Here is a 14,584-nt window from a genome sequence, read left to right as displayed (position 1 = left end):
CGCCCGGGCGGGCTGGTAGACTGGGCCGTTTTTCGGACGGTGGAGAGAGCGATGCTGGCGGTATGGGTCGAACAGCTGCTGGGGTATGCCTCGGGAGCCCTCAAGGTGATTCGGCGCGACGAGCGCTATCCGACGCTGGTGGCCTGGGCCCGGGAGGAGGGGCCGTCGCTGGTGGGGGGCAAACTGCCCATGGCCCAGGCCCTGGCGCCTGAGCTCTGGTCCCAGACCCCCCTGGAGCGGCTCGACTTTGCCGCTGAGCCCCTGGCCCGTCCGGGGCGCAATGAGCCCTGCTGGTGCGACTCCGGTCGCAAGACCAAGCAGTGCTGCGGCGCGGTGCGCCTGCCCGGTCCGGTGCCTGGCCACCTGATGTGGATGCTCTCCCTGCGCGAGTGGAAGGGCGACACTCTCAAGGCGGCCCTGGCCAGCGGGCGTGCCCCGGCCCAGGCGCTGCTGGAGGCGGGGCTGATCGCCGCCGAGACCGGCCAGCGCGGCCGCGCCCAGCAGATCCTCGAGTCGCTCTTCGAGCGCGGCGACTGGTCCCGGCTGCCGGAGCAGGCCGAGCCCGCCTTCGAGATCCTCCTCGACCTCTACCAGGAGCGCGGCTTCACCCGCAAGCGCGAGGCCCTGCTCGACGCCGTGCTCGACCAGGGGCCGCTCTTCCTGCGCGGCGTGGCCCTGGAGCGGCTCTGCCTGATGCATCTGGACGCCGACGACCTGGACAGCGCCCGTGCCGCCTTCGTGCGCGCCCAGCAGGCGCTGCCCGACTCCCCCACCCTGGCCTATATCGAGGCGATGCTGCTGCTCCACGAGGGGCACGAGCAGGAGGCCGCCGAGCGGGCGCGCTTCTGGTTCCGGCGGCTGGCCCGCCAGGGCGAGCTTGACCCCGACCAGCTGCAGTTCCTGGCCGACCTGGCCGACAATCCCGGCGCCACCCTGGCCGAGCAGCTGCTCAACGCCGAGGAGGACCTGGCCGGCCCCCTGGCGTCGCTGCAGGCCCTGCTGGAGGTGCTGCCCACCGCCCCGAAGCTGCGGGTCTCCGGGGGCGCCGAGGGGCGCCTCGAGTACCGGCAGAGCGAGCGGGAGGCCTCGCTGCTGGCGGCCTGGCGTGACCACTTCCCGGTGGAGGCGGCCGGTGATGCCTCCCTGGGGCTCGAGGGCGACCCCTGGCCGGTCGCCGGCGAGTGGCTGCCCGAACTCTGCGCCCACCCCGAGTGGCTCGACGCCCCGGCGGTGGTGGAGGGGCTGGTCCTGGCCCTGACGACCCGTTTCGGCAGCCTCCCCTGGATGGCCCCCAGCCTCTTCGTGCCCCTGGCCGAACGGCTGGAGCGCTGGCTGGAGCAGGTGGCCGCGGAGGGGCCCGGTGCCCTGGTCTGGGAAGATGCCGACAATGCCTTGCTGCTGCGCACGGGCCTGGCCCTGGTGGTGGGCATGGAGCGCGGCGCGCGTCAGCGCTCCCGGCAGCTGGCCGAGCGCCTGCTGGCGCTCGACGACCACGACAGCCTAGGCCTGCGGGAGCTGGTGCTCGACCAGCTGCTCCGCGACGGGCGCGACGCCGAGGCGCTGGCGGTCAGCCATCCGCCGGCGGGCGAGCCGCTGGGGGAAGGGGCCCTCGGGCTGCTGCTGGGCCGGGCGCTGGCGCTCTACCGCCTGGGGCGCCAGGAGGAGGGCGTCGAGGCGCTGGCCGAGGCACGGCAGCACAACGGCCATGCCCTGGCGCTGCTGTGCGCCGAGACCCCCCGGCCCGGGTTTCCCAGCGGTGCCGGGGAGGGCGACGTTGAGCCGGGCTCCCGGGCCGAGGCGTGGCAGTACCGCACCCTGATGCGCGATCAGTGGCGCACGACGCCGGGAGCCCTGGCCTGGCTCCAGGCATGGCTCGAGGCGAACCCGGAGCGCGCCGCTCGCTGAGTGACGGTGGCGATCAGGCCCCGCGGGGCAGCGGGGCCGGCACCAGGTCGCGGTCGCGGCTGATCCAGATCGCCAGCGCGATGGCCGGCAGGCCCAGGGCCGTGGCGATCACGAAGAAGGTGGCGTAGCCCTCGGCGGCCACCACCACCCCCCCGAAGCCGCTGAGGAACTTGCCCGGCAGGGTCATCAGCGATGAGAAGAGCGCGTATTGGGTGGCCGTATAGGCCCGCGAGGTGAGGCTGGAGAGGAAGGCGATAAAGACCGCGCTGGCCAGGCCGTTGGCCAGGTTGTCGCCGACGATCGCCATCACCAGCATGGGCAGGCTCTGGCCGGCCAGGGCCAGGGCCGCGAAGAGCAGGTTGGTCAGGGTGGCGGCGGCCGCCCCCAGTACCAGGATCGGCCCGATGCCGTAGCGCGCCACCAAAAGCCCCCCCAGGATTCCCCCGGTCACGCTCATGGCGATGCCGAAGACATTGGTCACGTTGGCGATGGTGGCAAGCGAGAAGCCCATGTCGATATAGAGCGGATTGGCCATGGAGGCCATGGCCAGGTCGCTGATCCGGAACACCGCGATAAAGACCAGCAGCCACAGCGCCTTGAGGCGGTGGCGGCTGAAGAAGTCGGTGAAGGGGCAGACGATGGCGCCGATGACCCAGGCCCCCAGGCGGCGCAGCTGGCGCGGCTTGCCGCGGCTGGCGCGCAGGAAGGCGCGCACCCGCGGTTCGTGGATCAGCTGGGTGGTGAGCGAGAGGCGCTCGGGCTCCGGGCGCAGCAGCACGGTGACCACCCCGATGCCCACCAGGGCCGCCATGGTCAGGTAGGCCGCCTCCCAGGAGAGCCAGGAGGCCACGTACATGGCGCCGGCGCCGGCGGCCAGCAGCCCGCCGCGGTAGCCGATGATGTAGGTGGAGGCCATGGCCGCCTGGATATCGTCCGGCGCCGATTCGATGCGAAAGGCGTCGATGGCGATGTCCTGGGTGGCCGAGCCGAAGGCCACCAGCAGCGCGAAGCCCGCCACCAGGGCCAGGTTGTTCTGCGGGTCAAGGCTGGCCAGCCCCACCAGGCCGGCGGCGATCATGGCCTGGGCGAGCAGCATCCAGCCGCGGCGCTGGCCGAAGGTGCGGGTCAGCAGCGGCAGGGCCAGGCGATCCACCACGGGGGCCCAGAAGAACTTGATCGAGTAGAGGATGCCGACCCAGGAGAAGAAGCCGATGGCCGCCACCTCCACGCCGTCGCTGCGCAGCCAGGCGGAGAGCGTCGAGAACACCAGCAGGAAGGGGAGGCCGGCGGAGAAGCCGAGGAAGAGCATGGTGATCACCGGCGCGCGCAGGTAGATCGCCAGGGCGTCGCGCCAGCTGCGGTGCGGCGTCGGGCTGGGCAGGGGGCTTGGCATCGGGAAGGGCACTCCTTGCGAGCCGCCCGGGGTGGCGGCGAGCCATCACAGGCGGTCACCATCGATGGTAGAATCTGTCTCTCGGGCCGATTGTTGCAGAGGGCCCGCACCGATACCAGCCTCCCGGCCTTTTCCGACAGGAGTCTCATGAACGACAACGATGCGACCCTCGAGTCCGGCGATGATGCCGTCCCCCGCTGGTACGTGATCCAGTGCAAGGGCGGCGAGTCCTTCCGCGCCGCCGAGCACCTGGCCAACCAGGGCTACGAGGTGTTCCACCCGGTGCTCGAGGTGCAGAAGAAGCGCCGCGGCAAGCTCGAGTGGGTCTGCGAGCCGCTCTTCCCCTACTACCTCTTCATTCGCCTCGACCGGCTGGTCAGCAACTGGCGCCCGATCCGCTCGACCCGCGGCGTGCTCAAGCTGGTGGGCTTCGGCGACATGCCGGTGGCGGTGGAGGATGGCCTGGTGGCCACCCTGCGCGAGCACGGCAGCGAACGCAGCACCACCGACCGCAACCTCTACTTCCGCGCCGGCGAGGCGGTCACCATCACCGAGGGCCCCTTCAAGGAGCTCCAGGCCGTTTTCGCCAGCCACAAGGGGGAGGAGCGCGCTATCGTGCTGCTCAACCTGCTGCATCGCCAGCAGCGCCTGGAGATGCCGATCGCTCAACTGAAGCGAAGCTGACGGCGGTTCTTTCTTCTCTCCCCCCTTCATTCACCCGCAGGAGAATGCCATGACGATCGCCCCCCAGCGGGTCGTGACCCTTCACTACGTGCTCAGCGATGCCGATGGCGAAGTGCTGGACGACTCCCGTGCCCGCCAGCAGCCGCTGGAGTACCTCCACGGCCACCACAATATCGTTCCGGGGCTGGAGCGCGCCCTGGGCGGTCAGGCCCCGGGCGCCGAGCTTACCGTGACCCTGATGCCGGCGGAGGCCTATGGGCTGCGCAATGAGGCGCTGGTTCGGGAAGTGGGCCGCGCTGCCTTCCCGGTGCCGGACCTGGCGCCGGGCATGCGCTTCCAGACCCCCGGCGATGACGGCCCTCAGGTCGTCACCGTGCTGGAGGTGCGCGACGACAGCGTACTGATCGATACCAACCACCCCCTGGCGGGCCGCACCCTGCGCTACCGGCTCGAGGTCCTCGAGGTGCGCGACGCCACCCGCGCCGAGCTGGCCAAGGGGCACCCGCTGCCGCCGGATACCGATCACACCCAGGTAGAGGACAAGAAGGTCCTCTGAAAACTGACCTGCATCAAGATTCGCCGCGCCCGGAACCGGGGGCGGGAGCGAAATTGATGCAGGTCAGGTTTCTCCCCCCCTTCCCGGGCTAAAGTCCATCCAACAGATCGAGACGGGAGGACACCACCATGTATTGGGATGACGCCGTAGTATTTGGCCTGGTCACCGTCGCGATGATGATCGCCTTCATGGGTGGATGGATCGGCTTCATCATTCGCGACCACCGCAAGAAGAAGCACTGAGCCATTCATCGCAAAAAGTCGTCAGGGGAGGGGGGAGTCATCCCCCCAGTAGCCGACCCGCTTGGGTCGGCTTTTTTTCGGTGCGCCAGGCATGGCGCGCAGCGCCTGACTGGCGCTGTTTCCGAGGTTGGTGCCTTGGAATGACTTGGGGGTGAAAGTCCCCTGCACGCCCGGCAAGGGGAAGTGCTAGCCGACGGCAAGGGTGTCTCCCGCGAGGGGGAATCTGAAGGAAGCCCGAGGCAAAACGCTGGCCTGACGAACAGGAAGCGGATACGAGGCGTTATGGCGGGGTGAGATGGCCGAAATCATCAAAGCCCGGTACTTGCACGGAACGCCATGGCGTAGATCCGACAGGCATAAGCGGGAAGGTCGCGCGTCTTACCCTGGGAGGTCTGGTGGTCTGCCACGTGCTACCGGCGTCGAGAGGCGACGGGATGGGCCACCAGACGTCAGCCGAGGCCATAGTAAGTGCCGGTTCACCGCGGCACCAAGGGCCGAACATGAAGAACCGCGAGTAGGCGATGACGTCTCGAGGATCGATCATGAAGACAGAAAGTGGCGCTGATACCGCCACCCACCCAGAGGGGCAGGGGCAGTACCCCGGGTCCCGGCCGGTGGGCGTCGAGACGGTCCCGGCGTCGTCATCGTGGACGAAAGTGGAGTCCGCCCCGCTTATGGAGGCCGTGGTAGAGAAGGTCAACATGGAGCGAGCCTACCGTCGGGTGGTCGCCAACAAGGGGGCGCCGGGTGCCGATGGCATGACGGTCCACCAGTTGGCCGATCACCTGAAGGAATGCTGGCCAACGCTGTGCGAACGGCTACTGGCCGGTGAGTACCACCCCAGCCCGATCCGAGCCGTCGAGATCCCCAAGCCCAAGGGCGGAACGCGACAGCTCGGCATCCCCACGGTTACCGACCGGCTGATTCAGCAGGCTCTGCTTCAGGTGCTGACGCCGATCTTCGATCCGGAATTCTCCGCATCGAGTTACGGCTATCGGCCAGGGCGCAGTGCCCAGCAGGCCGTCTCGGCGATGAAGTCCCATGTCACTGCCGGCCACCGCTGGGTGGTCGACCTCGACCTGGAAGCCTTCTTCGACCGGGTAAACCACGACCTGCTGATGGCGCGGGTCGCGCGCCGCATCCGCGACAAGCGAGCATTGCGCCTGATCCGACGCTATCTGGAAGCCGGGATGTTCCAGGACGGCCTGGCCGCGCCACGCCGGCAGGGCACGCCTCAGGGCGGGCCACTCAGCCCGCTGCTGGCCAATATCCTGCTGGATGATGTGGATAAGGAACTGGAACGCCGCGGTCACCGCTTCTGCCGCTACGCCGATGACATGCAGGTGTATGTCAGGAGTCGGCGAGCGGGCGAGCGCGTCATGGCCAGTCTGAGTGATTTTCTCGAGAGCTCGCTCAGGCTGACGGTCAATGGCGACAAGAGTGCGGTGGACCGACCCTGGAACCGGGGGTACCTGGGTTACACGCTGACCCGGCACAAGTTGCCGAAGCTGACGCTGGCCAAGGCCAGCCTGCAGCGCCTGATGCAGCGTGTCCGCGAGATCCTCAAGCGCGGCAGGGGGCGCAACATACGGCGAGTCATTGAGGAGCTGGCCCCCGTCCTGCGGGGCTGGGCCAATTACTTCCGCCTTGTCGATGTAAGGCACCCCCTGGAAGTGCTGGATCAATGGATACGCCGTCGACTGCGCTGCGTGATCTGGCGGCAGTGGAAGCGCCCATGGACCCGGCGGCGCAAGCTACTGGCGCTGGGCCTGGGCGACAAGCGTGCCTGGAAATCAGCGGGGAATGGGCGAGGTCCCTGGTGGAATGCCGGTGCCTCGCACATGAATCAGGCCTTGCCACGGAAATGGTTCGAGCAGCAGGGCCTGATCTCGGTACTCGATACGGTCAAGAGGGCTTAGTCGTTCTTCGTGAACCGCCGTGGTACGGAACCGTATGCCCGGTGGTGTGAGAGGACGGGGGAGGCGACTCCCCCTCCTACTCGATTTCTTCGCAGGCGGGCGTTCGGCTGTCGGCATTTGTCGACAGCGACGGGGGAATGTGCAGGCATCGCGAAACCCGCCGTCGGATATCGGCGGTTTGGCCCTGTCGGCTGGTGATCCCGGGGAGAGCAGCGCTAGACTAAACGCTGTTCGATAACCCCGGAGACGTACCATGAGCCACCCTGATCTCGAGAGCCCCGAGGAACAGAAGCGCCGGAGCCGTCGCCGCCTGCTGGCCACCCTGGGAATGGGGATCGCCGGCGCCTATGTGGCCCCGACCCTCTTCAGCCTGGGCCAGGCCCAGGCACACGCACACGCACACGCTTTTTCGCGTCGCTCTCGCCCGAGCTACTCGCGGCCCAGCTACTCTCGACCCAGCTACTCTCGACCCAGCTATTCCCGCCCCAGCTACAGCCGGCCGAGCTACTCCCGCCCCAGCGGGGGGTATCGCCGCGACCGCCGCGATGTCCACTACCGCCGCCAGGATGACCGCCCGGGCGTTCGCCTGGTCATTTCCGTGGCGCCCAGCCGCTGGTGAGCCCCGTCGCCTTCCGGGACCTGCGCCTTCCCGGCCTCGGCCGGGTGCTTCGCCTCGGCGGCTGCCCCGAGGTGCTCGGGGCGCTGCGTGCGGCGATGCCGGGGTGGCCCGGAGAGCTCGTCGCGGCAGAGGGCCCCGCGCCGCCGGTGCGGCTCTGCCGCGAGGGCGACGGCTATCGCCAGCACTCGCCGGAGCTGCCCGACGGCCTGTTTCTCTCCACGCCCGCCGAGGCCGCCTGCAGCCTGATCGCCGACCTGGTCGGCGAGTTCTTCGCCCGGCACCCCGAGGCGATCGGGCTGCACGGCGGTTCGGTGGAGGTCGACGGGCAGCTGCTGCTCTTCCCGGCCTCCCATCGGGCCGGCAAGAGCACCCTCGCGGCCGCCTTCGCCGCTGCCGGCTATCGGGTATTCGGCGACGACGTACTGGCCCTTACCGCGGAGGGAGAGGGCATGGCGCTGGGTATCGCGCCGCGCCTGCGCCTGCCGCTGCCGGAGAGCCTCGACGCAGAGCTGGTCGAGTTCGTCAGCGACCATGCCGGCCCTGCCGATGAGCGCTATCTCTACCTGGCGCCCCCCGAGGGGGGCCTGGCTCCCCACGGGGAGTCCCGGCCGCTCGGGGCGGTGGTGCTGCTGGCCCGGGAGGAGGGGGCCAGGGTACCGCGGCTAAGCCGGCTGGCGCCGGGGGAGGGCCTGCTGCGCCTGCTCTGCCAGAACTTCGCCCACGCGACGCCCAGCGAGGCGCTGCTGGAGCGCTTCCTGCCGCTGATGGAGCGGGTGCCCTGCCTGCTGCTGCGCTATGCGGAGCCCCTGGCCGCCGCCCGGGCACTGGGAGAGGCCCTGGCCGACCCGCCGGCGCTGACACGCCCCGAGGCGCCGGCGAGCCGGCCCTCCCCGGCCCGGGCGCTGCCCTCGGTGGAGGGCCCCTGGGTGCCCGCGGAGGGGGTGCTGGACTATCCGCTGGGCGAGGAGCTCTTTCTGGTGGAGGTGGCCGGCGGTGCGATCCACCGGCTCAACCCCACCGGGCGGCTGGTCTGGCAGCTGCTGGCGCATGAGCCCCTGGCCCCGCTGGAGCTGGCCGAGCTGCTGGCGGAGCACTTCGGGCAACCTCTGCCCAGGGTGCTCGAGGATCTCCGGGAGCTGCTGGCCGACCTGGCTGGGGCCGGGCTGGCGAGGCCCGTCGACCAGGGGGAGCGGGGCTAGCCGCTCTCCCGCCCCCGGGCCACGGGGCATCCCCATCCGCTGTCAGCGGCTCCATGATGATGCCTGCCCCGGTTCCTTGCCGCGGGTCAGCGCTGCACGGTGACCCTGTCCCCGCCGGTGGGAGGACGCCAGTGTCGCTGCCAGGCGCGCATCACCCGCTCCGGGTACCAGGTCTGGCCCAGGCTGCCGTTGTAGCGGGCCAGCGCCCGGGTGAAGTCGCCGCGCTCCACGGCCAGGTAGTGGGCCAGTATCGTGGTGCCATAGCGCAGGTTGCGCCAGGGGTCCATGAGGTCATCGGCGGGCAGGCCCAGTTCGCGGATCCAGAAGGGCATGATCTGCATCAGCCCCACGGCGCCGGCGGAGGAGACCGCATCGGCCCGGAAGGCGCTCTCCACCTGGATCACCGCCAGGACCATTTCCGGTGGCAGGTTGGCCAGGCGGGCCTCCAGGTAGATCCGCTGCAGGAGTTCTCCGCGCAGGGCCTCATCCTTGACGAAGCGTGCCAGGGAGGGCTCCATGGCGCTCTGCCACTGGCGAGCGGCCCAGATCTCGGCGGGGTGGCGGGGAGTGCTCAGCGACTCGTCCAGGGTGGTGCGCAGCGACGCCGGTGGGGGGGGAAGCGGCTGCACCAGCAGCGGGCGCTGCTGGGCCTCCAGCGAGCCGATGAAGCCCGCTTCCTCGGCGTTTGCGGCGGGGGGCAGCAGCCAGAGCGCCGCGAGCAGGGGCAGGGCCCGGCTCACGGCGCTGCGCTCAGCGCTGGACCCTGCCGCGCAGGAAGTCGAGGATCTCACCTGCCGGTACCATGGTGGCGTCACTGTCACGGCGTCCCTTGTACTCCAGCTCACCCTTGTCCAGGCCGCGGTCGCCAATCACCAGGCGGTGGGGCAGGCCCATCAGCTCATGGTCGGCGAACTTGGCGCCAGGGCGCAGGTCGCGGTCATCCAGCAGCACCTCGAAGCCGGCGGCGGTCAGCTCGGCGTAGAGCTTCTCTGACTCCTCGCGCACCCGCTGGGACTTATGGGCGTTCATCGGCACCAGGGCGATCTGGAAGGGGGCGATGGCGTCGGGCCAGATGATGCCGCTGGCATCGTGGTTCTGCTCGATGGCAGCCGCGACCACGCGGGTCACACCGATACCATAGCAGCCCATCCAGGGATGCAGGGCGCGACCTTCGTCGCCGAGCACGGTGGCGTCCATCGCCTCGCTGTACTTGCGCCCCAGCTGGAAGACGTGGCCCACCTCGATTCCGCGCTTGATGGAGAGGGTGCCGTGGCCGTCCGGGGAGGGGTCGCCCTCCACCACGTTGCGCAGGTCGGCGACCCTGGGCAGGGCGACGTCGCGCTCCCAGTTGATGCCGAAGTAGTGCTTGCCGTCGACGTTGGCGCCGGCGCCGAAGTCGCTCATCAGCGCCACGCTGCGATCCACGACGATCGGCAGCTCCAGGCCTACCGGGCCGAGCGAGCCGGGACCGGCGCCCACCGCGGCGCGGATCTCCTCTTCGCTTGCCATGGTCAGCGGCTCCGCCACCTCCGGGAGGTTCTCGGCCTTGATGGCGTTGAGCTCGTGGTCGCCGCGTACCAGCAGGGCGATCAGGCCGCCCTCGGCGGCGTGGACCATCAGGGTCTTGATGGTCTTCTCGATGGGCAGGCCGTGCTGCTCCACCAGGGCGGCGATGGTCCTGGCATCGGGGGTGTCGACCAGGCGCAGCTCCTCGGCGGGGGCGGCGCGCTCGGGGGTGGTGCCCAACGGTGCCGGCAGCGCCTCGGCCTTCTCGATGTTGGCGGCGTAGTCGGAGTCGCTGGAGAAGACGATGGCATCCTCGCCGGAGTCGGCCAGCACGTGGAACTCGTGGGAGTTGTCGCCGCCGATGGCGCCGGTGTCCGCCAGCACCGGGCGGAAGTCCAGGCCCAGGCGGGTGAAAATGCGGGTGTAGGCATCGTACATCGCCTGGTAGGTCTCCTTCAGGGAGGCCTCGTCGACGTGGAAGGAGTAGGCGTCCTTCATGATGAATTCGCGGGAGCGCATCACCCCGAAGCGCGGGCGGATCTCGTCGCGGAACTTGGTCTGGATCTGGTAGAAGTTGACCGGCAGCTGCTTGTAGCTGGCGATCTCGCGGCGCACCAGGTCGGTGATCACCTCTTCATGGGTCGGGCCGACGCAGTAGTCGCGCTGGTGGCGATCCTTGAGGCGCAGCAGCTCCGGGCCGTACTGCTCCCAGCGGCCGGACTCCTGCCACAGCTCGGCCGGCTGTACCGCCGGCATCAGCACCTCCTGGGCGCCGGCACGGTCCATCTCCTCGCGCACGATCCGTTCGACCTTGCGCAGGGTGCGCAGGCCCACCGGCAGCCAGGTATAGAGGCCGGAGGTAAGGCGACGGATCATGCCCGAACGCAGCATCAGCTGGTGGCTGATGACCTCGGCGTCGGCGGGGGTTTCCTTGAGGGTGGCGATCAGCATCTGGGTGGCGCGCATGGGTCCGGGGTGTCCTCGATGGTCAAGCTGGGGCCGCCACAAGGGCGGCATGATAGGCGCATTGTACGGCCAAGCGGGAAGGGCGGCAAAAGCTCGGAGCCAGGATGTCCAAATGTCATCTTGCTTGATGGAAGGCAAGTCAATCGCGCTTATTTCTAGCTTGCTAATAATAAGCATGAAATTATCATGCTAGGCTTTCGCGAAGCGCGTGTCGCGGCTCGGTGCAATATAAGGAGCGAATCTTGGACAAACTCGACATGGCGTGCGTCGAAGCGCGCTGCCGCTGGAGCGGCTGGAAAGAGAAGCTGTGCACCGCTGAGGAAGCGGCATCGCTGATTCAGGATGGCATGACGGTCGGCATGAGCGGGTTTACTCGTGCCGGTGAAGCCAAGGAGGTACCGAAGGCCCTGGCCAAGCGGGCCGTCCGAGATCCACTCTCGATCACTCTGATGACGGGTGCCTCTCTGGGCAACGATCTGGACCGTCTGCTGACCGATGCCAAGGTGCTGTCACGGCGTATGCCCTTCCAGGTGGATGCCACCCTGCGGCGGGCCATCAATGCCGGCGAGGTGATGTTCATCGACCAGCATCTCTCCGAGACTGTGGAATTGCTGCGTAATCGCCAGCTGGCCGAGATCGACGTGGCCGTGGTGGAGGCCTGTGCCATCACCGAAGAGGGGGGGATCGTGCCTACCACCTCGGTGGGCAACTCGGCCAGCTATGCCATCCTCGCTGACAAGGTGATCATCGAACTCAACCTCGACTCACCCACCGAGCTGGAGGGGCTGCACGATATCTATATCCCGCAGATGCGCCCCACTCGTCCGCCTATTCCGGTGGTGGCACCGGATTCGCGCATTGGCACTCCCTGGATACCCATCGATCCAGCGAAGATCGTCGCCATCGTGCTCACCCGGGGCAGGGAGAGCCCCTCTACGGTACTGCCGCCGGATGCCGATACCCAGCGGATTGCTGACCACCTGATCCGTTTCTTCAGCGACGAGGTGAGTACTGGTCGTCTGGCTCCTTCGCTGCTGCCACTGCAGGCCGGCATCGGTACCATGGCCAATGCGGTGATGAGCGGCCTCGCGGAAGGGCCCTTCGAGCACCTCACCATGTATTCCGAGGTCCTTCAGGACTCCACCTTTGATCTGCTCGACGCCGGCAAGCTGGACTTTGCCTCGGGCTGTTCCATAACCCTCTCTGAGGCCTGTGGAAAGCGGGTCTGGCCTCGCCTCGATGCCTACCGTGACCGTCTGGTCCTGCGCCCTCAGGAGCTGTCCAACCACCCCGGCATCGTGCGCCGCCTGGGTATCATCGCCATCAATACCGCGCTCGAGGTGGACATCTACGGCAACGTCAATTCTACCCACGTGGGTGGGACGAAGATGATGAACGGGATCGGGGGGTCCGGTGACTTCGCCCGCAACGCTCAGCTCTCGATCTTCGTGACCAAGTCGGTGGCCAAAGGGGGAGATCTCTCCAGCGTGGTGCCCTTCGTCAGCCATGTGGACCATACCGAGCACGACGTTGATATCCTGGTAACCGAGCATGGTCTGGCCGATCTGCGTGGCCTGGCACCCCGTGAGAGGGCCGTGCGCGTCATCGAGGCGTGTGCCGATCCGCTGTACCGTAGGGAGCTGCGGCGCTACTTCGATGAGGCCTGTCGGCGTGGAGGCCATACGCCGCATTGTCTTGAACAGGCCCTGTCCTGGCATGTCGTGGCCGAGCGTGATGGCCATATGCGCCGCCTGCAAGAGGAGCGGCAGGCTGAAATGCCTGCCTGACACTCCCTGAGGGTGTGCTAGACTCGCGACAATTTGCCGGGCCGTCGCCTTTCAAGGCGGCGGTTCTCTACGGTTCAAGGAGCCTTGTTTCAGGAGCATTGTCTATGCCCTCACGGCTACGTCGTTTTTTCGCCGGTCTCACCTTGGTCTTCAGTCTTACCGCCCTGGTGGGCTGCGGTACCGTCTTCCATCCCGAGCGCAAGGGCCAGCAGAGCGGGCGCATCGACCCGGTGGTGGCGATCGCCAACGGCGTCGGCCTGCTCTTCTTCATCGTCCCCGGCGTGGTCGCCTACGCGGTCGATTTCTCCAACGGCACCATCTACCTGCCCAGCGGGCACACCTCGGCCGGCGTGGATGCCATGATGCTGGATGCCAGCATGGACGTCGCCTCCCTGGAGCGGCTGCTCTCCGAGAAGACCGGCAAGGCGGTGAGCCTGGACAGCGAGCTGATGAGGGTCGAGGAGGTCGCGAGCCTGGACGAGGCGCTGGCCCTGGTGCGCATGGCCGGCATCGACGACGAGGCCCGGCTTGGCAGGAGCACCGACGACGCTTGAAGGCGCCGGGCACCCGTCCGGCTGCCGCCCAGCGCCCCTCGGCGGCAGCCGCCGGTCCGGCTACTTCGCCAAGTCCCGCATGGCGCTCTCCAGCCCCTCGAGGGTCATGGGGTACATGCGGTCGTCGATCAGCTGGCGGATCAGCTGGGTGGAGTGGGTATACTCCCAGGCGCGCCGCGGCATGGGGTTGAGCCAGGCCAGGCGGGGGAAGGTGTCGACCAGGCGCCTGAGCCACACCGCGCCGGCCTCGTCGTTGAAGTGCTCGACGCTGCCGCCGGGGTGGGTGATCTCGTAGGGCGACATGGCGGCATCGCCGACGATCACCACCTGGTAGTCCTCGCCGTAGGTGTGCAGCACGTCCATGGTCGGGATGCGCTCGGTGTGGCGCCGCGACTGGCTCTGTGCGTTGCTGCGCCACACCCCCTCGTAGAGGCAGTTGTGGAAGTAGTAGGCCTCCAGGTGCTTGAACTCCGAACGCGCCGCGGAGAAGAGCTCCTCGCAGGTGCGGATGTGGTCGTCCATGGAGCCGCCCACGTCGAGCAGCAGCAGCACCTTTACCGCGTTGTGGCGCTCCGGGCGCATCTGCACGTTGAGCAGGCCGGCGTCCCGCGCGGTCTCGCGGATGGTGGCGTCGATGTCGAACTCCTCCGCCGCCCCCTGACGGGCGAACTTCCTGAGCCTGCGCAGCGCCATCTTGATGTTACGCGTGCCAAGCTCCAGGGAGTCGTCGTAGTCGCGGAAGCGCCGCTCGTCCCACACCTTCACCGCCCGGCGGTGGCGGGAGCCCTCCTGGCCGATGCGGATGCCTTCGGGGTTGTAGCCGTAGGCGCCAAAGGGGCTGGTGCCGCCGGTGCCGATCCACTTGTTGCCGCCGGCGTGGCGCTCCTTCTGCTCCTCGAGGCGCTTCTTGAAGGTCTCGATCAGCTTCTCGAGGCCGCCCAGGGACTCGATCTGTGCTTTCTCCTCCGCGGAGAGCTGTTTCTCGAACTCCCGGCGCAGCCAGTCGTCCGGGATCAGCGCCTCGATGGCGGCGTCGAGGTTCTCGAGCCCCTCGAACCAGGCGGCGAAGGCGCGATCGAAGCGGTCGAAGTGGCGCTCGTCCTTGACCATCACGGTTCGCGCCAGCTGGTAGAAGGCCTCCATGTCGGCGAATACCACGCCGCGCTCCACCGCGGCGTGGAGATCGAGCAGCTCGCGCAGCGACACCGGCACCCCGGCACGCTTCAGGGTCTCGAACAGGCCGATAAACATGGA

At 68.4% G+C, this 14,584-nt stretch carries 13 protein-coding genes; 9 read left to right on the top strand and 4 right to left on the bottom strand.

Annotated elements, in window-relative coordinates:
* The first annotated feature begins 51 nt into the window (after positions 1 to 51).
* The gene (locus NHL60_RS11720) at positions 52 to 1,905 is read left to right on the top strand and encodes an SEC-C metal-binding domain-containing protein (protein ID WP_253443476.1); all 1,854 of its coding nucleotides are present in this window, start codon (positions 52 to 54) and stop codon (positions 1,903 to 1,905) included.
* A gap of 13 nt (positions 1,906 to 1,918) precedes the next feature.
* On the opposite strand, the gene NHL60_RS11715 is transcribed toward NHL60_RS11720, so the two are convergent.
* Entirely contained in the window at positions 1,919 to 3,286 is a 1,368-nt protein-coding gene (locus NHL60_RS11715) for an MFS transporter (protein WP_253452162.1), read from the bottom strand.
* Between the two features lie 159 nt (positions 3,287 to 3,445).
* On the opposite strand from NHL60_RS11715, the gene rfaH reads away from it, so the two are divergent.
* The 6 genes from rfaH (at position 3,446) to NHL60_RS11690 (ending at position 8,517) form a co-directional block, all read left to right on the top strand.
* Positions 3,446 to 3,982 carry a transcription/translation regulatory transformer protein RfaH gene (gene rfaH, locus NHL60_RS11710; protein ID WP_253443474.1) on the top strand — a complete coding sequence of 179 codons (537 nt, stop codon included), beginning with the start codon at positions 3,446 to 3,448 and terminating at the stop codon, positions 3,980 to 3,982.
* 49 nt (positions 3,983 to 4,031) lie between these two features.
* Positions 4,032 to 4,538: a peptidylprolyl isomerase gene (locus NHL60_RS11705; RefSeq protein WP_253443472.1), complete on the top strand. Its 507-nt coding sequence runs from the start codon at positions 4,032 to 4,034 to the stop codon at positions 4,536 to 4,538.
* A 128-nt stretch (positions 4,539 to 4,666) separates the two neighbouring features.
* A complete protein-coding gene (gene ccoM / locus NHL60_RS19600) occupies positions 4,667 to 4,780 on the top strand; it encodes a cytochrome c oxidase subunit CcoM (protein ID WP_299310565.1) in 114 nt (37 codons plus the stop codon).
* 542 nt (positions 4,781 to 5,322) lie between these two features.
* A complete protein-coding gene (ltrA, locus tag NHL60_RS11700) occupies positions 5,323 to 6,699 on the top strand; it encodes a group II intron reverse transcriptase/maturase (protein WP_253443470.1) in 1,377 nt (458 codons plus the stop codon).
* Between the two features lie 253 nt (positions 6,700 to 6,952).
* Entirely contained in the window at positions 6,953 to 7,318 is a 366-nt protein-coding gene (locus NHL60_RS11695) for a hypothetical protein (RefSeq protein ID WP_253443468.1), read from the top strand.
* A complete protein-coding gene (locus NHL60_RS11690; protein ID WP_253443467.1) occupies positions 7,315 to 8,517 on the top strand; it encodes a PqqD family protein in 1,203 nt (400 codons plus the stop codon). Before NHL60_RS11695 ends, NHL60_RS11690 begins: the two co-directional genes overlap by 4 nt.
* Before the next feature lie 86 nt (positions 8,518 to 8,603).
* Here NHL60_RS11690 and NHL60_RS11685 read toward each other — a convergent pair whose 3' ends face one another.
* On the bottom strand, positions 8,604 to 9,104 hold the full coding sequence (locus NHL60_RS11685; RefSeq protein ID WP_253452159.1) for a lytic transglycosylase domain-containing protein: 501 nt from the start codon (positions 9,102 to 9,104) through the stop codon (positions 8,604 to 8,606).
* A 163-nt stretch (positions 9,105 to 9,267) separates the two neighbouring features.
* Entirely contained in the window at positions 9,268 to 10,989 is a 1,722-nt protein-coding gene (locus NHL60_RS11680; RefSeq protein ID WP_253443466.1) for a proline--tRNA ligase, read from the bottom strand.
* Between the two features lie 257 nt (positions 10,990 to 11,246).
* Here NHL60_RS11680 and NHL60_RS11675 point away from each other — a divergent pair, with 257 nt between their 5' ends.
* Positions 11,247 to 12,776: an acetyl-CoA hydrolase/transferase family protein gene (locus NHL60_RS11675; protein ID WP_367399358.1), complete on the top strand. Its 1,530-nt coding sequence runs from the start codon at positions 11,247 to 11,249 to the stop codon at positions 12,774 to 12,776.
* A gap of 104 nt (positions 12,777 to 12,880) precedes the next feature.
* Complete coding sequence (locus tag NHL60_RS11670; RefSeq protein WP_253443464.1) at positions 12,881 to 13,330, top strand: hypothetical protein; 450 nt, start codon at positions 12,881 to 12,883, stop codon at positions 13,328 to 13,330.
* Between the two features lie 60 nt (positions 13,331 to 13,390).
* On the opposite strand, the gene NHL60_RS11665 is transcribed toward NHL60_RS11670, so the two are convergent.
* Entirely contained in the window at positions 13,391 to 14,581 is a 1,191-nt protein-coding gene (locus NHL60_RS11665; RefSeq protein WP_253443462.1) for a VWA domain-containing protein, read from the bottom strand.
* Between the last annotated feature and the right edge of the window lie 3 nt (positions 14,582 to 14,584).

The organism is Halomonas sp. Y3 (genome assembly GCF_024137965.1).
Classification (GTDB): domain Bacteria; phylum Pseudomonadota; class Gammaproteobacteria; order Pseudomonadales; family Halomonadaceae; genus Halomonas; species Halomonas mongoliensis.
This window is presented reverse-complemented; position numbering and strand designations above follow the sequence as displayed.